Below are 20,211 nucleotides of genomic sequence, written 5' to 3' on the forward strand. Positions count from 1 at the left end.
AAACGAGTGTCCCTGATCGCTTCAGACCACTTCCGCATCGTTGTCGGCCTCGGCAAGAGCGGCATGTCCCTGGTTCGCTTCCTGGCGAACCGGGGCACGTCGTTTGCCGTGGCCGATACGCGGGAAAATCCACCGGAGCTGGTCACGCTGCGCCGTGACTACCCGCACGTGGAAGTGCGTTGTGGCGAGCTGGATGTCGAGTTTCTGTGCCGCGCCGATGAGCTCTACGTGAGCCCCGGCCTGGCCCTGGCGACACCGGCCCTGCAAGCCGCAGCGGCCCGTGGCGTGAAGCTGTCCGGCGACATCGACCTGTTTGCACGCAATGCGAAGGCGCCGATCGTGGCCATCAGCGGTTCCAACGCGAAAAGCACCGTGACCACCCTGGTCGGCGAGATGGCGATGGCGGCCGGCAAGCGCGTGGCCGTGGGCGGCAACCTCGGCACGCCGGCGCTGGACCTGCTCAGCGACGACGTCGAGCTGTACGTGATGGAACTGTCGAGCTTCCAGCTGGAAACCACCCACGACCTGGGCGCTGAAGTGGCCACCGTGTTGAACGTCAGCGAAGACCACATGGACCGCTACAGCGGCCTGCCGGCGTACCACCTGGCCAAGCACCGGATCTTCCGCGGCGCCAAGCAATTTGTGGTCAATCGCCAGGATGCGCTGAGCCGTCCGCTGATGGGCGAGGGCATGCCGTGCTGGACCTTCGGCCTGGGCAAACCCGACTTCAAGGCCTTCGGCATTCGTGAAGAGAACGGCGAGAAGTACCTGGCCTTCGAATTCCAGAACCTGATGCCGGTGCGCGAGCTGAAAATCCGTGGCGCCCATAACCAATCCAACGCCTTGGCCGCGTTGGCCTTGGGGCACGCCGTGGGCTTGCCGTTCGACGCCATGCTGTCGAGCCTGCGCACCTTCGGCGGCCTTGAACATCGCTGCCAGTGGGTCCGCGACCTTGATGGTGTCAGTTACTACAACGACTCCAAGGCCACCAACGTGGGGGCCGCATTGGCTGCCATCGAAGGCCTGGGCGCCGATATCGAAGGCAAACTGGTGCTGATCGCCGGTGGCGACGGCAAGGGTGCCGATTTCAAGGACCTCAAGGCACCGGTGGCTGCCCATTGCCGCGCCGTGGTGTTGATGGGCCGCGACGCCGATTTGATCGCCGCCGCGCTTGGCGATGCCGTGCCACAGGTGCGTGCCACCTCCCTGGACGACGCTATTGCCCAGTGCCAAGCCCTGGCCCAACCAGGCGATGCGGTACTGCTGTCGCCGGCGTGCGCCAGTTTCGACATGTTCAAGAACTACGAAGAGCGCGGCCAGTTGTTCGCCCGCACCGTGGAGGGCTTGGCATGAGCATTGACTTCAGAAACATCATCAAGCCGTACCCGTCGCCGATCATTACCGGGCGTGGCATCGACCTTGATTTTCCGATGCTCGCCGGTTGCCTCGCGCTGCTGGGCCTGGGCCTGGTGATGATCACCTCGGCTTCTTCCGAAGTGGCCGCCGTGCAATCGGGCAACACCCTGTACATGATGATCCGTCACCTGGTGTACCTGATCATCGGCCTGGGCGCGTGCATCGTCACCATGATGATCCCCATCGCCACCTGGCAGCGCCTGGGCTGGCTGATGCTGATCGGCGCGTTCGGCTTGCTGGTCATGGTGATCCTGCCCGGCATCGGCCGCGAGGTGAACGGCTCGATGCGCTGGATCGGCTTCGGTGCGTTCAACGTGCAGCCGTCGGAAATCGCCAAGGTGTTCGTGGTGATCTACCTGGCCGGTTACCTGGTGCGTCGCCAGAAGGAAGTGCGCGAAAGCTGGATGGGCTTCTTCAAGCCATTCATCGTGCTGCTGCCCATGGCCGGCCTGTTGCTGATGGAGCCTGACTTCGGCGCCACCGTGGTGATGATGGGCGCGGCGGCGGCGATGCTGTTCCTCGGCGGCGTGGGCTTGTTCCGCTTCAGCTTGATGGTGGTGCTGGCGGTGGCGGCGGTGACCATCCTGGTACAGGCACAACCGTACCGGATGGCGCGTCTGATCACCTTTACCGACCCCTGGTCCGACCAGTTCGGTTCCGGCTACCAATTGACCCAGGCCTTGATCGCCTTCGGTCGCGGCGAATGGCTGGGCGTGGGCCTGGGCAACAGCGTGCAGAAGCAGTTCTACCTGCCGGAAGCGCACACCGACTTCGTGTTCTCCGTACTCGCCGAAGAACTCGGCGTGGTCGGCTCGCTGTGCACCGTCGCCCTGTTCGTGTTCGTGTGTGTCCGCGGCATGTACATCGGCCTGTGGGCCGAGAAGGCCAAACAGTATTTCGCCGCCTATGTGGCCTACGGCTTGTCGTTCCTGTGGATCGGCCAGTTCCTGATCAACATCGGGGTGAACGTCGGCCTGCTGCCGACCAAGGGCCTGACCTTGCCGTTCCTCAGCTATGGCGGCAGTTCGTTGGTGATCTGCTGCGCCTGTCTTGGCTTGTTGCTGCGCATCGAGTGGGAGAGTCGAACCCACCTGGGCAGTGAAGAGATGGAGTTCAGCGAAAGCGACTTCGCCGAGGAGCCGACCCATGGGCGCTAACGTGCTGATCATGGCCGGCGGCACCGGGGGCCATGTGTTCCCGGCCCTGGCGTGCGCGCGGGAATTCCAGAACCGTGGCTACACCGTGCACTGGCTGGGTACACCGCGCGGCATCGAAAACGAGTTGGTGCCGAATGCGGGATTGCCGTTGCACCTGATCAACGTCACGGGCCTGCGCGGCAAGGGCACGTTGTCCCTGCTCAAGGCACCGTTCGTGTTGCTCAAGGCGGTGTGGCAGGCGCGCAAGGTCATCCGTGAATTGCAGCCGGTGTGTGTGCTCGGCTTCGGTGGTTATGTGACCGGCCCCGGTGGCGTCGCCGCCAGACTTGCCGGCGTGCCGGTGATCGTGCACGAGCAGAACGCCGTGGCCGGTACCGCCAACCGTTTGCTGGTGCCGTTGGCTGCGCGGGTGTGCGAGGCGTTCCCCAACACCTTCAGTGTGTCGGATAAGCGCCGTACCACCGGCAACCCGGTGCGCACCGAGCTGTTTATGGATATCGCCCGCGAAGCACTGGCGGGGCGCAAGGCGCACCTGCTGATCCTGGGCGGAAGCCTGGGTGCCGAGCCGCTGAATAAATTGCTGCCGGAAGCCGTGGCGCAACTCCCCGTGGAATTGCGCCCGGAGATCTTCCACCAGGCCGGCAAGAACCACGATGAAGTCACCGCCACGCGTTATCGCGAAGCCGGTGTGGCGGCCAATGTGCAGCCCTTTATCAAAGACATGGCCCATGCCTATGGCTGGGCCGACCTGGTGGTCTGTCGCGCGGGTGCGCTGACCGTCAGTGAACTGGCTGCTGCCGGTCTGCCGTCCTTGCTGGTGCCCTTGCCCCACGCCATCGACGATCACCAGACCCGCAACGCCGAATATTTGGCCGGGGAGGGCGCTGCCTTCCTGCTGCCGCAAAGAACGACTGGCGCCGCCGATTTGGCCGCACGCCTGACCGAGGTTTTGATGCAACCGGAACGACTCAACAACATGGCGAGCACCGCAAGCCGCCTGGCCAAACCTGACGCAACCCGCACCGTGGTCGATATCTGCCTGGAGGTGGCCCATGGTTGAGAATCAGAAAGCCATGCCACAACCGGAAATGCGCCGCATCCGTCGCATCCACTTCGTCGGTATCGGCGGCGTGGGCATGTGCGGCATCGCCGAAGTGTTGCTGAACCTGGGCTACCAGGTGTCCGGCTCGGATTTGAAAGAGTCGCCGGTCACCGAGCGCCTGAAGTCCTTTGGCGCGCAGATCTTTATCGGTCACCGCGCCGAGAACGCTGCCGAGGCTGACGTGCTGGTGGTGTCCAGCGCCGTGAACACCTCCAACCCGGAAGTGGCCACTGCCCTTGAGCGCCGCATTCCCGTGGTGCCACGCGCCGAGATGCTCGCCGAGCTGATGCGCTATCGCCACGGCATCGCCGTCGCCGGTACCCATGGCAAGACCACCACCACCAGCCTGATTGCCTCGGTGTTCGCCGCCGGTGGCCTGGACCCGACCTTCGTCATCGGTGGCCGCCTGAATGCGGCCGGTACCAATGCCCAGCTCGGTACCAGCCGCTACCTGATCGCCGAAGCCGATGAAAGCGACGCCAGTTTCCTGCACTTGCAACCGCTGGTCGCTGTGGTCACCAACATCGACGAAGATCACATGGCCACCTACGACGGTGACTTCAACAAGTTGAAGAAAACCTTCGTCGAGTTCCTGCACAACCTGCCGTTCTACGGTCTGGCCGTGCTTTGCCTGGACGACCCGGTGGTGCGTGAAATCCTGCCCCAGGTCAAGCGTCCGACCGTGACCTACGGCTTCAGCGAAGACGCCGACGTGCGCGCGATCAATGTGCGCCAGGAAGGCATGCAGACCTACTTCACCGTGCTGCGTCCCGACCGCGAGCCGCTGGATGTGTCGGTGAACATGCCGGGCAACCACAACGTATTGAATTCCCTGGCGACCATCTGCATTGCCTCCGACGAGGGCGTCAGCGATGAAGCCATCGTCGAGGGCCTGTCGCGCTTTGCCGGTGTCGGCCGACGCTTCCAGGTCTACGGCCAACTGCCGGTGGAAGGCGGTGACGTGATGCTGGTGGATGACTATGGCCACCACCCGACCGAAGTTGCCGCGGTGATCAAGGCCGTGCGCGGTGGCTGGCCGGAGCGTCGCCTGGTGATGGTCTACCAGCCGCACCGCTACAGCCGCACCCGCGATTTGTACGACGATTTCGTCAATGTATTGGCCGATGCCAACGTGCTGCTGCTGATGGAAGTCTACCCGGCCGGTGAAGAACCGATCCCCGGCGCCGACAGCCGCAAGCTGTGCAACAGCATCCGCCAGCGCGGCCAGTTGGACCCGATCTACATCGAGCGCGGTGTGGACCTGGCGCCGATCGTCAAGCCGCTGCTGCGCGCCGGCGACATCCTGCTGTGCCAGGGTGCCGGTGATATCGGTGGCCTTGCGCCTAAGTTGCTGGCGAGCCCGCTGTTTGCGGCCGCCAAGAAGGGGGCGTCGAAATGACTGCTGACTACGGCTCCCTGTTTTCGACAATCGCGCCAGCCGACTTCGGCCGCGTGGCCGTGCTGTTCGGCGGCAAGAGCGCCGAGCGCGAAGTGTCGCTCAAGTCCGGCAACGCCGTGCTCGATGCGCTGCAAAGTGCCGGCGTGAATGCGTTCGGGATCGACGTGGGCGATGACTTCCTCGCCCGCCTGCAGGCCGAGAAGATCGACCGTGCCTTCATCATCCTGCACGGCCGTGGCGGTGAAGACGGCAGCATGCAGGGCCTGTTGGAGTGTGCCGGTATCCCTTACACCGGCAGCGGCATCCTCGCTTCGGCACTGGCCATGGACAAGTTGCGCACCAAGCAGGTGTGGCACAGCCTGGGTATTCCGACCCCGCGTCACAGTGTTCTGTGCAGCGAAGACGATTGTATTTCTGCAGCCAAGGAACTGGGCCTGCCTTTGATCGTCAAACCTGCCCATGAAGGCTCCAGTATCGGCATGGCTAAAGTGAACTCGGCCGCCGAATTGATCGACGCATGGAAAGCGGCAAGTACCTACGATTCGCAAGTGTTGGTGGAACAGTGGATCCAGGGTCCCGAGTACACCATCGCCACCCTGCGTGGCCAGGTATTGCCGCCCATCGCATTGGGCACGCCCCACACCTTTTACGACTACGACGCCAAGTACCTGGCCTCCGATACCCAGTACCGGATCCCGTGCGGCCTTGACGCAACCAAAGAACAGGAATTGATGGACCTCACGGCGAAAGCCTGTGAGGCGTTGGGTATTGCCGGTTGGGCACGGGCAGACGTGATGCAGGATGACCAAGGGAATTTCTGGTTCCTGGAAGTCAACACCGCACCGGGCATGACCGACCACAGCCTGGTACCGATGGCCGCTCGCGCAGCCGGCCTGGATTTCCAGCAGTTGGTGCTGGCGATTCTGGCCGCCAGCATCGAGCCAAGAGGCTAAGGACATGAAAGGCGCATCGCTTCGTCATCAGCCCCCACAAGCACCGAGCCGCAAGCCGGTGCCACGGGGTGCCAGTCGAATGGTGGCTAAAGAGCCGATGTCGGCGCGCCTGCCGAAAGCCAACTTTGGTTTCCTCAAGGCGCTGTTCTGGCCGGTGATGCTGGTGGTGTTGGGCTTCGGCACTTACGAGGGCGCGCAGCGTCTATTGCCGTACGCCGACCGGCCGATCACCAAGATCAGCGTGCAGGGCGACCTGAGCTACATCAGCCAGCAAGCGGTGCAGCAGCGTATCGGCCCGTTCCTGGCCGCGAGCTTCTTCACCATTGACCTGGCCGGTATGCGTCGGGAGCTGGAGCAGATGCCGTGGATCGCCCACGCCGAAGTCCGCCGCGTCTGGCCGGACCAGGTGACGATCCGCCTGGAAGAGCAACTGCCCGTGGCCCGTTGGGGCGATGAGGCGCTGTTGAACAACCAGGGCCAGGCGTTCACTCCGCGTGAGCTGGCCAACTACGAGCACCTGCCGCAGCTGTTCGGGCCGCAGCGGGCGCAGCAGCAAGTGATGCAGCAGTACCAGGCCCTGAGCCAGATGCTGCGGCCAATGGGCTTCTCCATTGCACGCCTGGAACTGCGTGAACGGGGCAGCTGGTTTTTGACGACCGGGGCAGGCAGTTCCGGCCCGGGCATCCAGTTGTTGCTGGGACGCGACCGCCTGGTGGAAAAGATGCGCCGTTTCATCGCCATCTATGACAAGACCTTGAAAGAACAGATTACGAACATTGCGAGCGTCGACCTGCGTTACGCCAACGGCCTTGCCGTCGGCTGGCGTGAACCGGCTGCGCCCACGGCAGCGCAACCCGCTGTCGCGAAGAATTAAGAAGAGGCAGGACCCATGGCAAACGTGCAAAGCGGCAAAATGATCGTCGGTCTCGATATCGGCACCTCCAAGGTGGTGGCGCTGGTGGGCGAGGTCGGGGAAGACGGCACGATCGAAATCGTCGGTATTGGCACGCATCCGTCCCGTGGCCTGAAGAAGGGCGTGGTGGTCAACATCGAGTCCACCGTGCAATCGATCCAGCGCGCCATCGAAGAAGCGCAGCTGATGGCCGGTTGCCGGATTCACTCGGCGTTCGTCGGCGTGGCGGGCAACCATATCCGCAGCCTGAACTCCCACGGCATCGTGGCGATTCGCGACCGTGAAGTCAGCGCCGCCGACCTTGAGCGCGTCCTCGACGCCGCCCAGGCCGTGGCGATCCCGGCTGACCAGCGCGTGCTGCACACCCTGCCGCAGGACTACGTGATCGATAACCAGGAAGGCGTCCGCGAGCCCCTGGGCATGTCGGGCGTACGTCTGGAAGCCAAGGTCCACGTGGTGACCTGTGCCGTCAACGCCGCGCAGAACATTGAAAAATGCGTGCGCCGCTGCGGCCTGGAAATCGACGACATCATTCTCGAGCAGCTTGCCTCCGCGTATTCGGTACTGACCGACGACGAAAAAGAGCTTGGCGTATGCCTGGTAGACATCGGCGGCGGCACCACCGACATCGCGATCTTCACCGAGGGTGCGATCCGTCACACCGCCGTGATCCCGATTGCCGGCGACCAGGTGACCAACGACATCGCCATGGCGCTGCGTACACCGACCCAGTACGCCGAAGAAATCAAGATCCGCTACGCCTGCGCCCTGGCCAAGCTGGCCGGTGCCGGTGAAACCATCAAGGTGCCAAGCGTGGGCGACCGTCCACCGCGTGAGTTGTCGCGCCAGGCCCTGGCCGAAGTGGTCGAGCCGCGCTACGACGAGCTGTTCACCCTGATCCAGGCTGAACTGCGCCGCAGCGGCTACGAAGATTTGATCCCGGCCGGCATCGTGCTGACCGGTGGCACCTCGAAGATGGAAGGCGCGGTCGAACTGGCCGAGGAAATCTTCCACATGCCGGTCCGCCTGGGTGTTCCCCATGGCGTCAAAGGCCTGGGCGACGTGGTGCGCAACCCGATTTATTCCACCGGTGTGGGCTTGCTGTTGTACGGGCTGCAAAAGCAGACCGACGGCATTTCCCTGTCGGGCCCGAGCAACCGTGACAGCTACCGCAGCGACGACGAGGCCAAGGCGCCGTTGTTCGAGCGGCTGCAGGCGTGGGTCAAGGGCAATTTCTAAAGATTTACCGCAACACCGCAGCACCGAAACAAGCAGTAGGCGAAAAAACTAGAGAAAACGAAAGGAGAGGGAACATGTTCGAACTCGTAGACAACATCCCCGCCAGCCCGGTCATCAAAGTGATCGGTGTCGGCGGTGGCGGCGGCAACGCTGTCAACCATATGGTCAAGAGCAACATTGAAGGCGTTGAATTCATCTGCGCCAACACTGACGCCCAGGCGCTGAAAAGCATCGGCGCGCGGACCATCCTGCAATTGGGCACAGCCGTGACCAAGGGCCTCGGCGCCGGCGCCAATCCGGAAGTCGGCCGTCAAGCCGCCCTGGAAGACCGCGAGCGTATTGCCGAAGTGCTGCAGGGCACCAACATGGTGTTCATCACCACGGGCATGGGCGGCGGTACCGGTACCGGTGCAGCGCCGATCATTGCCGAAGTGGCCAAGGAAATGGGGATTCTGACGGTCGCGGTCGTGACCCGTCCGTTCCCATTCGAAGGCCGCAAGCGCATGCAGATCGCCGACGAAGGTATCCGTCTGCTGTCTGAAAGCGTCGACTCGTTGATCACCATTCCCAACGAGAAGCTGCTGACCATCCTGGGCAAGGACGCGAGCCTGCTGTCCGCATTCGCCAAGGCTGACGATGTACTGGCCGGTGCCGTTCGCGGTATCTCCGACATCATCAAGCGCCCGGGCATGATCAACGTCGACTTTGCCGACGTCCGTACTGTCATGAGCGAAATGGGCATGGCGATGATGGGCACTGGCTGCGCCAGCGGTCCGAACCGTGCACGCGAAGCCACCGAAGCGGCCATCCGCAACCCGTTGCTGGAAGACGTGAACCTGCAAGGCGCACGCGGCATCCTGGTGAATATCACCGCCGGTCCTGACCTGTCCCTGGGTGAGTACTCCGATGTGGGTAGCATCATCGAAGCCTTCGCTTCCGAGCACGCCATGGTCAAGGTCGGTACCGTTATCGATCCGGACATGCGCGACGAGCTGCACGTGACCGTGGTTGCCACCGGCCTGGGCGCGAAAATCGAGAAGCCTGTGAAGGTCATCGACAACACCCTGCATAACAGCCAGGCCAGCCACGCGAGCCAAGCGGCTGCCGCTCCAGCGCCTTCGCGCCAGGAACTGCCGTCGGTGAACTACCGTGACCTGGATCGTCCGACCGTGATGCGCAACCAGGCTCAGGCCGGTGCTGCGGCGTCCCGTAGCCCGAATCCGCAAGATGATCTGGACTACCTGGACATCCCGGCATTCCTGCGTCGTCAGGCCGATTAATGGAATGTATCAGGGCTATGAAGGTGATTGGTGTTCAGCAAAGGTCTGGTCTGCTATTATCGCCAGCCTTTGTTGATACCAGTTCGCAATTTGCGCTGAAGCGGTCCAAGCCATGATTAAACAACGCACCCTGAAGAATATTATTCGTGCCACAGGTGTAGGTCTGCACTCCGGGGAGAAGGTATACCTGACCCTCAAGCCTGCACCTGTCGACACCGGCATCGTGTTTGTGCGTGCCGACCTGGACCCTGTGGTGCAGATTCCTGCTCGCGCGGAAAATGTTGGCGAAACCACGATGTCGACCACGTTGGTCAACGGTGACGTCAAAGTGGACACGGTGGAGCACTTGCTCTCGGCCATGGCCGGTTTGGGCATCGATAACGCCTACGTCGAGCTCTCCGCGTCCGAAGTCCCGATCATGGATGGCAGCGCTGGACCCTTCGTATTCTTGATTCAATCTGCCGGCCTGGAAGAACAGGACGCAGCCAAGAAGTTCATACGCATTCTGCGGGAAGTGACAGTAGAAGACGGCGACAAGCGCGCCACCTTCGTCCCGTTCGAAGGCTTTAAAGTGAGCTTTGAGATCGATTTCGATCACCCGGTATTCCGTGACCGCACCCAGAGTGCAAGCGTGGATTTTTCCAGCACTTCGTTCGTAAAAGAAGTCAGCCGCGCCCGTACCTTTGGTTTCATGAGTGACATCGAGTACCTGCGCAAGCACAACCTCGCACTCGGCGGCAGCGTTGAAAACGCCATTGTGGTCGACGCGGATGGTGTACTGAACGAAGACGGCCTTCGCTATGAAGACGAATTCGTGAAGCACAAGATCCTCGATGCAATCGGTGACCTCTACCTGCTGGGCAATAGCCTGATAGGCGAGTTCAAAGGCTTCAAGTCGGGCCACGCCCTTAACAACCAGCTGCTGCGCAAGTTGATTGAGCAGACAGACGCTTGGGAAGTCGTGACCTTCGAAGATGCCAGCACCGCACCGATCTCTTACATGCGTCCCGTTGCGGCGGTGTAAGTAACAACTCTCTTTCTTTAGTTTTTAAAGGCTGCCTTCGGGTGGCCTTTTTTTATGTGCCTGTGACGCGCCTCCCTCGTTCCCATGCGCAGCGTGGTGGCGATCATCACCCCTCACTGGCATCCACAATCCGATTGCGCCCCGTGTGCTTGGCCTCATACAACGCCCGGTCCGCACTGAGCAGCAAGCCCTCCAGGGACATCCGGCTGCGCTTGTCCCGGGTGCTCATGCCGATGCTCGCCGTGATCGGCTGCTCATCCCCCGCCACCCGCGGCAAATGTTCGATGCTGCTGCGGATATGCTCGGCGATGACCCACGCGCCCTTGGCGTCCGTATTGGGTAGCACCACCGCGAACTCCTCGCCGCCGTAACGCGCTGCGAGGTCGGCAGGGCGGCGGATATTGGCGCTGATAACCTGGGCCACCGTGCGCAGTGCTGCATCGCCACCATGATGGCCGTGGCGGTCGTTGAAGGCCTTGAAGTGGTCCACGTCGATCATCAGCACAGTCAGTGGTTCGAGCGAACGTTGCGCCCGGTCCCATTCAAGGCGCAGGCGTTCGTCGAGGATGCGGCGGTTGGCCAGGCCGGTCAGGGCGTCGGTGGCTGCCAGTTCTGACAGGACGCGCTCTGCGCGATAACGGCGGCGCAGTTCCCGGCGCAGCATCCAGGTCAGCCATAACAAGCCGATACACAGGATGCCCGTGGCGCCACTGGTCAGCAGTGCGGCGCGCTTCCAGGGGGCGAATACATCTTCACTGGACAGGGCCACCACCACAATCAGCGGCAGGTCTCCGACATTGGTGAAGGTGTACAGGCGCTCCTTGCCGCTGATGGCAGAGATGGCCTGGAAGCTGCCACTGCCTTCGCGCAGCATGCGCTTGAAGTTGGGACGTTCGCTCAGGTCCTTGTCGATCATGTCGCGCTCCAGCAGCGGTTGCTGGGCGAGCAAAATGCCTCGGTTGCTCAGCAGGTTGACGCTGCTGCCGTTGCCGATGGTGAGCGTACTGAAAAGCTGATCGAAGTACGCCAGGCGCATGGTTGCGACGGCAACGCCGGCAAATTCACCATTGGGGCCTGATACGCGCCGACTGAACGCCATGCGCCAGACCTGGTCGCAATCGCAGTGGATCTTGAACGGTCGGCTGATGAACAAACCGGCCTGGGCGTCTTTGGCATGCACCTGGAAGTAATCGCGGCTGGCAAAGTTGCGCGGGGTGGGCTGCAGGGTGGAAGAGTCCGCGATCACCGCGCCGTCGGCGTCCAACAACAACACTTCACCCTTGAAAGGTGCGGCAGTGGACAAGTCAAACTGCACCAGGTGCTGGATATTCGCCGTAACCTGGGACAGGTCTTCGCGTTGTTTGGCGGCAATCAACCCTTTGAGTGCCAGGTCGTAGAGCTCGACGTTCCGTAGCACGTCGGCGTTGATCAACTGGGCGATATTGGTGGTTGAGCGCGTAGCGGCCTGCAGGGTGCTGGCGTGTTCGCGGATCAGCAACGCGGCGACGATGACCACGATCAAGACAACAGTGATACCGCTGCCCAGAACCATTAACAGTTCTGGGCGTGCGGCCAGGGTACGGACACGGCGTTGACTCATCGGGCAGACTTCAGCGATGTGGATGCTGGCAGTTTAGTTCTACCCGATGAAAATTAAATACTCGGTTAAAAAGAAAGATCTGCGCGTTAGAACACGTTGATCGGGTAGTCGACGATCACTCGGTACTCATCCACATCCCGGTCCACCGCCGAGTAGCCATGACTGCCACGATTGGTTGCCCATTGCAGGCGCATCGCCAGATCCTTGGCCTTGCCGCCCTGCACCACATACTTCACATCGATATCCCGTTCCCAGTGTCTGGCGTCCTTGCCATCGGCGCTGTACCAGGCACTGTAGCCACGGCTTTGCGGGTCGACTTTGGTCAGGTCGGTCTTACCGCTGATGTAGGACACCGCCGAGGTCAGGCCAGGCATGCCGAGGCCCGCGAAGTCGTAGGCGTACTTGAGCTTCCATGAGCGCTCATTGGGGCCGTTGAAGTCCGAGTATTGCTGGGAGTTGTCCAGGTACACGCTGTCGCCCTGGCTGATGTAGTCGAACGGCGTGTTGCCGTTGACCCGCTGGTAGGCGGCGGTGACGCTGTGGTGGCCCACGCCGACAGTGAAGTGCAGGCTGTAGGTGTTGTTGTCGATATCCCCGAGCAGCGACTGGCCGGTGTCCTGGGTGTGGTAGTAGTGCAGGCCCGGGTTGAGGCTGACCAGGTCGTTCAGCGCGTAGGTGTAGTCCAGGTCGTAGTAGTACTGGTGCCACACGTCCTTGAGTTCGGAAGCGTACAGGTTGCTGGTCACTCCCGGGATGCCGCTGAACGACACGCCCGCCCAATTCATGTGCTGGCTGTCAGCGTTGCTGGGCAATGCGCCATAGCTGGTGCCGATGCGTCGGTGACCACTCTGGTTGTAGAGCTTGGTGAAGCTGGCCTGGCCGCCTTCGAGCATCCAGCCGTCGAAACTGTGGTTGCTCAGGCTCACTCCACGGAAAGTCTGCGGCAGCATGCGCGTCATGCCGCCGGCGATCACCGGGTTGTTGAGGAACAGGTCACCGGCCTTCAGCTCGGTGTCGAAGGCGCGCATCTTCAAGGTGCCCCCTGCGGTGGAGAACGCACCGGGCGCTTTGCCGCTGCCGTCAGCACTGCCGTAGGGAAGGATGCTGGAACCGTCGGTGCCGCCACCGCCGTCGAGCTTGAGGCCAAGCATGGCGTGGGCGTCCAGGCCGAAGCCGACGGTGCCCTGGGTGTAGCCGGATTCGAAGGTGCCAATAAAACCTTGGCCCCATTCCTTGCTGTCATCGGTGTGGAGGTCGCGACGGTCGCGGTTCATGTAGTAGTTGCGGGTGTTGATGTCGAGGTGCGAGCCTTCGACGAATCCGTCGGCGGGGGTGGTGTCTGCCGCGTGGGCAAGGGGAACGATCGTTGCTGCAATCGCGAGGAATAACGGGGTGAACGTCAGCGAGTTCTTCACCGGTGGAGCTCCTTTGGTCAATCGAAAACGGCCAGTGTCGTGGGGGTGTGCCTGGCCTTTTTTTACCGCAAAAAAAAGCCGCTGAAGTCAGCGGCTTTAAGACAGATTCCCAGTGTAGAGCCCTGGAAATAAGTCGAGGGAAATTCGGGTAAGCGGGTCAGCTGCCTTTGCCGTCGCGCTCATCGATGCGTCAAATTAACGCAGGCGAGCGCTGCGATACAGAGTGTAACAAGATAATGACTGTTGCCAAAACAGCAACAGTGATGCTGAGGGCCATGGGGGAGATGTCTAGACCGGCAGGGTAATGCCAAAGGTATTGCCGCTGACATCGCTGCGCACGAACACATCACCGCCGTGCATCAAGGCAATCGCCTTGACGATGGCCAGCCCCAAGCCGTGATTCGCCCCGCTGTTGCTGCGCGACGCGTCCACCCGATAGAAGCGTTCGAACAGCCGGGGCAGGTGTTCGCTGGCAATCACGTCACCAGGGTTGGTCACGCCGATTGCCACCTGATGCTCCAGCACGTCGATGTTCACGTCGATCACCTGCCCGGGCGCGGTGTGCTGCACCGCATTGCTCAGCAGGTTGATCAGGGCGCGGCGCAGGTGGGCTTTTTCGATCTGCACCCGGGCGTCGCCATGCACGCGTACCTGAACCTGGGCGTCTTCAAGGATGAAGTCCAGGTAGTCGAGAGTGGTCGCCACTTCATCGGCCAGGGAGCTTTCGCTCAGCTTGGTGGCCTTGCTGCCCTGGTCGGCGCTGGCGAGGAACAGCATGTCGTTGATGATCGAACGCAGGCGTTCCAATTCCTCGAGATTGGATTGCAGCACCTCGAAGTAGTGCTCGGCCGAGCGCCCGCGTGTCAGGGCAACCTGGGTCTGGCCGATCAGGTTGGTCAGCGGCGAGCGCAGTTCGTGGGCGACGTCGGCGTTGAACGACTCCAGGCGCGAGTAGGCCTGTTCCACGCGGTCCAGAGTGGCGTTGAACGAGTTGACGAACTGACTCAGCTCCGGCGGCAGCGGCGACAGTTGCAGGCGCCCGGAGAGCTTCGGTGGCGCCAGTTTCTGTGCTTCATCCGAGAGTTTGCCCAGCGGCTTGAGGCCAATGCGCGACACCCAGAACCCCAGCAGCGCGGCCAGCACCACGCCGACCAGCGCCAGGCTGACCAGCGCCACCAGCAGGTGGTGCTGGGTGGCGCGGAAGTTTTCGGTGTCGATGGCAATCATGAAGCGCAGCGGCGGGCGTTGGTCCTTGGCCGGGAACTGGCTCACCAGCACCTTGAACGGGTACTCGCGCCCCGGCAGGCGCAGATCCCGCTTGCCGGTCGGGCCCTCGGCGAAGGCGCGGATCTGCGCATCGGGGTTGCCATACTCGTAGGTCGGATCGCTGCTGACGACCCAGAAGCGGATGCGCTTGTCTTCCTCGCCGAGTAATTTGAGCTTGGCTTGAATCTTCACCCAATGGTCCGGCGTGCCGAAGCGGTTCACAGAGGATTCCAACACGCTGTAGCGCGCGTCCAGCTCCGCCCCTGGCAGCAAGCCCAGGCTGCGGTCCACCTGCTGATACAGCGCGCCGCCGATCAACAGGAATATCAGCGCCGCCACCAGGGTGAACATGCTGCTGAGGCGCAGGGCAATGGAGTTAGCCGACACTGCGATTCTCCAGCACATAACCCATGCCGCGAATGGTGTGCAGCAGCTTGTGTTCGAACGGCCCGTCAAGCTTGGCGCGCAGGCGCTTGATGGCCACCTCGACCACGTTGGCGTCGCTGTCGAAATTGATGTCCCAGACCATTTCCGCAATCGAGGTCTTGGAGAGGATTTCGCCCTGGCGCCGCGCCAATACGCTGAGCAGCGAGAACTCCTTGGCGGTCAGGTCCAGGCGCACGCCATTGCGGCTGGCCTTGCGGCTGATCAGGTCGATCCACAGGTCGGCGACCGTGACCTGCACCGGTTCATGGCCGCCGCTGCGGCGGGTCAGGGCTTGCAGGCGCGCCACCAGTTCGAGGAAGGAAAACGGTTTGCCGAGGTAATCGTCGGCGCCTTCGCGCAGGCCGCGGATACGGTCTTCCACGCGCTCGCGGGCGGTGAGCATGATCACCGGCGTCTGCTTGCGCGCGCGTAATGCACGCAGCACGCCAAAGCCATCGAGGCCGGGCAGCATCACGTCGAGCACGATCACCGCGTAATCGTTCTCCAGCGCCAGGTGCAGGCCCTCGACACCCTCGCGCGCCACATCGACGGCGTAGCCTTGCTCCGTCAGGCCGCGGTGCAGGTAATCGGCGGTTTTTTCTTCATCTTCAACAATCAGTACGCGCATGAGCCTTTTGCTCCAGGACGGTGCCTTGGCCTCAATGTGTGGTTGCCAGCTCAGCCGCTGGTTTGGGCCGGTGGAAAAATTTCTCAAGGTACAAGTATATGACCGGTGTGGTGAACAGCGTCAGCGCCTGGCTCACCAGCAAGCCGCCGACTACCGCGATGCCCAGGGGCTGGCGCATTTCCGCGCCAGGGCCGGCGCCGAGCATCAGCGGTACCGCGCCCAGCAGGGCGGCGAGTGTGGTCATGATGATCGGCCGGAACCGCGTGATGCAGGCTTCATAGATCGCCTCCTCCGGCGGTAGCCCGCGCACCCGCTGGGCGTCCAGGGCAAAGTCGATCATCAGGATGCCGTTCTTCTTCACGATGCCGATCAGCAACACCAGGCCGATCAGCGCCATGATCGAAAAGTCCTGGCCCATCAGCGACAGCATGATCAGCGCGCCCAGCCCCGCCGAGGGCAAGGTGGAGATAATCGTCAGCGGGTGCACGAAGCTCTCATACAACACACCCAGAATGATGTAGACCGCCACCAGCGCCGCGAGGATCAGCCACGGCTGGCTGGCCAGCGAACTCTGGAACGCCTGGGCCGCGCCCTGGAAGTTGCCGATGATGGTGGTCGGCATGCCGATTTCATTCTTGGCCTGGTTGAGCATGATCACCGCGTCACCCAGCGCCACACCGGGTGCCAGGTTGAACGACAGGTTGGCGGCGGGGAACATGCCGTCATGGCTGATGGACAGAGGCCCCACGGTCGGTGGGTCGACCTTGGCCACTGCCGACAACGGCACCATCTCATTGGTCAGCTTTGATCGCAGGTAGAAGTAGTTCAGGCTTTCGGCCTTGCCGCGCTGTTGGCTGTCCAGCTCCAGCACCACCTGGTACTGGTTGATCTCGGTCTGGAACTCGTTGATCTGGCGCTGGCCGAAGGCGTCGTAGAGCGCCTGGTCGACATCGGTGGCGGTCAGGCCAAAGCGCGCGGCGGCCTGGCGATCAATGCTGATATGGGTGATGCTGCCGCCCAGTTGCAGGTCGTTGGACAGGTCGCGAAACGCCGGGTTGGCGCGCAGTTTTTCGGTCAGGCGCTGGGTCCAGGTGTTGAGTGTCGGGCCGTCGTTGCTCTTGAGCACGTACTGGTACTGGGCACGGCTGGGGCCGGAGCTGAGGTTGATGTCCTGGCCCGCGCGCAGGTACAGCACGATGCCCGGCACTTTCGCGAGCTTGGGCCGGATGCGGTCGATGAACTGGCTGGCGGACACGTCGCGATCACCGCGGTCTTTCAAGGCGATCCAGAAGCGCCCGTTGGCGATGGTCTGGTTGCTGCCGGTCACCCCCACCGAATGGGAAAAAGCCTGCACCGCCGGGTCATCCTTGACGATCTCGGCCAGGGCCTTGTGCTTGGCGACCATGTCCGGGTACGACACATCCGCCGCCGCCTCACTGGTGCCGAGCACAAAACCGGTGTCTTGTACCGGAAAGAAGCCCTTGGGGATAAACACGTAGCCGGCCACGGCCAGGGCCAGGGTCACCACGAATAGCGCGGCCATGCTGCGCTGATGGGCCAGCGCGCGACGCAGGTTGCGCGCGTAGCCGGCCAGCAGGCGTTCGCTGAAGCCGGGTTTGTCGTGGGCCGGATGGGTCGGGGCGCGCATGAACAGCGCGGCCAATGTCGGTGCCAGGGTCAAGGAGACCACCACCGAAATCAGGATGGTCGAAGTGGCCGTCAGCGCGAACTCCTTGAACAACCGTCCGACCACACCGCCCATGAACAGCAGCGGAATAAACGCCGCCACCAGCGAGAAGCTGATGGACACCACGGTAAAGCCAATCTCGCCGGCGCCCTTGATCGCCGCTTCGCGCTTGTCGAGCCCCGCTTCGAGGTGGCGGTGAATGTTCTCCACCACCACGATGGCATCGTCGACCACAAAGCCCACGGCGATCACGATCGCCACCAGTGTGAGGTTGTTCAGGCTGAAGCCCATCAGGTACATCAGGGCAAAACTGGCGACCAGCGACACGCCGAGCACGCTGGACACAATCAGCGTCGCCGACAACTGGCGCAGGAACAGCGCCATCACCGCCACCACCAGCAGGATGGCGATCAGCAGGGTGACTTCCACTTCATGCAGGGACGCGCGGATGGTCTTGGTGCGGTCGGTCAATACGCTGACCTGCACCGAAGCCGGCAGCATGCCTTGCAGGCGCGGCAGTTCGGCCTGGATGCGGTCCACCGTCTCGACAATGTTGGCGCCGGGCTGGCGCGAGATCACCAGGTTGACCCCCGGTGTGTCGCCGGACCAGGCCTGCACGTAGGCGTTTTCCGAACCGTTGATGACTTTGGCGATATCGCGCAGTTGAACGGGGGCGCCATCCTTGTAGGACACGATCAGTCGGGCGTAGTCCTCCGGGTGAAACAGCTGGTCGTTGGTCGACAGGGTCGACACGCTGTTCTCGCCGTAGATCGCACCCTTGGCCAGGTTGAGGCTCGATTGCTGGATGGCCAGGCGAATATCGGCCAGGGTCAGGCCGATGGCCGCGAGTTTGTCGGGGGACGCCTGCACGCGGATCGCCGGGCGCTGCTGGCCGGTAATGTTGATCTGGCCGACGCCGTCGATCTGGCTGATCTGCCGCGCCAGCAGGGTTTCCACATAGTCGCTCAACTCGGTGCTGGGCATGCTGTCGGAGCTGACACTGAGGATCAGTACCGGGCTGTCCGCCGGGTTGACCTTCTTCCAGGTGGGCAGGCTCGGCATGTCGCTGGGCAGCTTGCCGGATGCGGTGTTGATCGCTGCCTGCACTTCCTGCGCGGCGGTGTCGATGCTCTTGTCGAGGGTGAATTGCAGGGTCAACAGGCTTGAGCCCAAGGCACTGCTGGAGGTCATCTGGGTCATGCCGGGAATGGCGCTGAACTGCACTTCCAGCGGCGTCGCCACCGAAGACGCCATGGTGTCCGGGCTGGCGCCAGGCAGTTGTGCGGTGACCTGGATCGTCGGAAATTCCGCCTCCGGCAGTGGCGCGATGGCCAGGCGCGGGAAGGCAATGATCCCGAGCAGCACCAGGGCAAACGTCAGCAGCAGGGTGGCGACCGGGTGGTCGACGCACCAGGCCGAGGGTGAACGGCTGCCGTTCATGGCTGCACCTTGGTATCGACGGTCTGGATCACCTGCGGGGGTTCCTTGAGCACCTCCACCTGGGCACCGGCCTTGAGCCGCGACTGGCCATCACTGACCAGTAGATCACCGGCCTGCACGCCCTTGATGATGTTGATATCGCTGTTTTGATAGGTGACTTGCACCGGCACCACGTCGACCTTGTCACCGTTGACCCGGTACACGAAGTGCGAATCCAGGCCGCGTTGCACCACGGTCGGCGGCACCACCAAGGCATTTTTGTCGAGGGCGGTCTGGATCTTGATGGTCACCAGCTGCCCCGGCCACAGGCGTTGCGAGGCGTTGTTGAACTCGGCCTTGGCGCGCACGGTGCCGGTGGTGGAGCTGATCTGGTTGTCGATCAGGCTCAAGTGGCCTTCGCCGAGCAAGTCGCCGGTCTGGCCGTCGGTGTCGGCACCCAGGTAGGCGTCGACGCTGGCCTTGGCAGGCGCGGCGATCAGGCCTTGCAGGGTCGGCAGCATCTGTTGCGGCAAAGAGAACTCAACGGCAATCGGGTCGATCTGGGTCACGGAGAACAGGCCCTGGGTATCGCTGGTGCGCAGGAAGTTGCCTTCATCCACATTGCGAATACCGACGCGGCCACTGACCGGTGAGCGAATCTGGGTGTAGGACAGCTGGACCTGGGCTGCATCGATGGCGGCCTGGTTACCTTGGACGGTGGCCTTGAGCTGGTTGACCAGGGCTTGTTGCTGGTCGTAGGTCTGCTTGGATACGCCGTCGTCGACGCTCAATTCCTTGTAGCGCTTGAGGTTGACCAGCGCCACCTGCAACTGCGCCTGGCTTTCGCCCAGTTGCGCCCTGGCCTGGTCGAGACTGGCGCGGATCGAGCGATCATCGATTCTGGCCAGTAGGTCACCGGCCTTGACCCACTGGCCTTCCTTGACCGGCAATTGGGTGAGAATGCCGTCGACCTGCGGGCGAATGACCACACTGTGCAGGGACAACACCGTACCGATGCCGCTGACAAAGCGTGGAATGTCCTGCTGCGCTACGCTCACCACCCGCACCGGGATCGCGGTGGGTGCTGCCAGTCTGGCCTTGGCTGGGCGGGTCAGCGCCCAGGCTGCAACCGCCACGACCACGAGGACACCCACGATCAGGGCAGTTTTTCGTTGAATGTGCATGGGTGAGGCGCCGGGGCAAAGGATGGGGAGAGTGAGCGGTCTTTATAGCCCTTCAACCCGGTCAGCACGGTGACGGCTAACTGACAGCGCTGTCAGCAAACTC

15 protein-coding genes are annotated in these 20,211 nt (G+C 62.5%); 9 read left to right on the plus strand and 6 right to left on the minus strand.

Features of this window, described 5'->3' with window-relative positions:
• The first annotated feature begins 6 nt into the window (after window positions 1–6).
• The 9 genes from murD to lpxC all read left to right on the plus strand — a co-directional run bounded on the left by murD (window position 7) and on the right by lpxC (window position 10,483).
• Entirely contained in the window at window positions 7–1,353 is a 1,347-nt protein-coding gene (gene murD, locus BLQ09_RS08150; protein ID WP_027604763.1) for a UDP-N-acetylmuramoyl-L-alanine--D-glutamate ligase, read from the plus strand.
• Window positions 1,350–2,573 (plus strand): putative lipid II flippase FtsW, encoded by a 1,224-nt coding sequence (ftsW, locus tag BLQ09_RS08155; RefSeq protein ID WP_027604762.1) that lies wholly within the window; start codon window positions 1,350–1,352, stop codon window positions 2,571–2,573. Before murD ends, ftsW begins: the two co-directional genes overlap by 4 nt.
• Complete coding sequence (murG, locus tag BLQ09_RS08160; RefSeq protein WP_027604761.1) at window positions 2,563–3,633, plus strand: undecaprenyldiphospho-muramoylpentapeptide beta-N-acetylglucosaminyltransferase; 1,071 nt, start codon at window positions 2,563–2,565, stop codon at window positions 3,631–3,633. Before ftsW ends, murG begins: the two co-directional genes overlap by 11 nt.
• Window positions 3,626–5,074 carry a UDP-N-acetylmuramate--L-alanine ligase gene (gene murC / locus BLQ09_RS08165; RefSeq protein WP_027604760.1) on the plus strand — a complete coding sequence of 483 codons (1,449 nt, stop codon included), beginning with the start codon at window positions 3,626–3,628 and terminating at the stop codon, window positions 5,072–5,074. The genes murG and murC overlap by 8 nt, the downstream gene beginning before the upstream one ends.
• Window positions 5,071–6,027 (plus strand): D-alanine--D-alanine ligase, encoded by a 957-nt coding sequence (locus BLQ09_RS08170; RefSeq protein ID WP_027604759.1) that lies wholly within the window; start codon window positions 5,071–5,073, stop codon window positions 6,025–6,027. Before murC ends, BLQ09_RS08170 begins: the two co-directional genes overlap by 4 nt.
• 4 nt (window positions 6,028–6,031) lie before the next feature.
• A complete protein-coding gene (locus BLQ09_RS08175; RefSeq protein ID WP_027604758.1) occupies window positions 6,032–6,901 on the plus strand; it encodes a cell division protein FtsQ/DivIB in 870 nt (289 codons plus the stop codon).
• 15 nt (window positions 6,902–6,916) lie between these two features.
• Window positions 6,917–8,179: a cell division protein FtsA gene (gene ftsA / locus BLQ09_RS08180; RefSeq protein ID WP_027604757.1), complete on the plus strand. Its 1,263-nt coding sequence runs from the start codon at window positions 6,917–6,919 to the stop codon at window positions 8,177–8,179.
• 74 nt (window positions 8,180–8,253) lie between these two features.
• Entirely contained in the window at window positions 8,254–9,459 is a 1,206-nt protein-coding gene (gene ftsZ, locus BLQ09_RS08185; protein WP_017526184.1) for a cell division protein FtsZ, read from the plus strand.
• A 112-nt stretch (window positions 9,460–9,571) separates the two neighbouring features.
• Complete coding sequence (gene lpxC, locus BLQ09_RS08190; RefSeq protein ID WP_003171886.1) at window positions 9,572–10,483, plus strand: UDP-3-O-acyl-N-acetylglucosamine deacetylase; 912 nt, start codon at window positions 9,572–9,574, stop codon at window positions 10,481–10,483.
• A gap of 106 nt (window positions 10,484–10,589) precedes the next feature.
• Here lpxC and BLQ09_RS08195 read toward each other — a convergent pair whose 3' ends face one another.
• From BLQ09_RS08195 to BLQ09_RS08220, 6 genes are all read right to left on the minus strand, one after another.
• Window positions 10,590–12,083, minus strand: a complete 1,494-nt coding sequence (locus BLQ09_RS08195) for a sensor domain-containing diguanylate cyclase (RefSeq protein ID WP_027604756.1) — start codon at window positions 12,081–12,083, stop codon at window positions 10,590–10,592.
• Window positions 12,084–12,169: 86 nt separating this feature from the next.
• Complete coding sequence (locus BLQ09_RS08200; RefSeq protein ID WP_027604755.1) at window positions 12,170–13,498, minus strand: OprD family porin; 1,329 nt, start codon at window positions 13,496–13,498, stop codon at window positions 12,170–12,172.
• Between the two features lie 288 nt (window positions 13,499–13,786).
• Window positions 13,787–15,151, minus strand: a complete 1,365-nt coding sequence (locus BLQ09_RS08205) for a heavy metal sensor histidine kinase (RefSeq protein ID WP_027604754.1) — start codon at window positions 15,149–15,151, stop codon at window positions 13,787–13,789.
• Complete coding sequence (locus BLQ09_RS08210; protein ID WP_027604753.1) at window positions 15,141–15,818, minus strand: heavy metal response regulator transcription factor; 678 nt, start codon at window positions 15,816–15,818, stop codon at window positions 15,141–15,143. Before BLQ09_RS08210 ends, BLQ09_RS08205 begins: the two co-directional genes overlap by 11 nt.
• Before the next feature lie 31 nt (window positions 15,819–15,849).
• The gene (locus BLQ09_RS08215) at window positions 15,850–18,945 is read right to left on the minus strand and encodes a multidrug efflux RND transporter permease subunit (protein WP_027604752.1); all 3,096 of its coding nucleotides are present in this window, start codon (window positions 18,943–18,945) and stop codon (window positions 15,850–15,852) included.
• Window positions 18,942–20,108 (minus strand): efflux RND transporter periplasmic adaptor subunit, encoded by a 1,167-nt coding sequence (locus tag BLQ09_RS08220; protein WP_092356171.1) that lies wholly within the window; start codon window positions 20,106–20,108, stop codon window positions 18,942–18,944. The genes BLQ09_RS08215 and BLQ09_RS08220 overlap by 4 nt, the downstream gene beginning before the upstream one ends.
• Window positions 20,109–20,211 lie beyond the last annotated feature (103 nt).

The organism is Pseudomonas sp. NFACC25, assembly GCF_900100935.1.
Classification (GTDB): domain Bacteria; phylum Pseudomonadota; class Gammaproteobacteria; order Pseudomonadales; family Pseudomonadaceae; genus Aquipseudomonas; species Aquipseudomonas marginalis.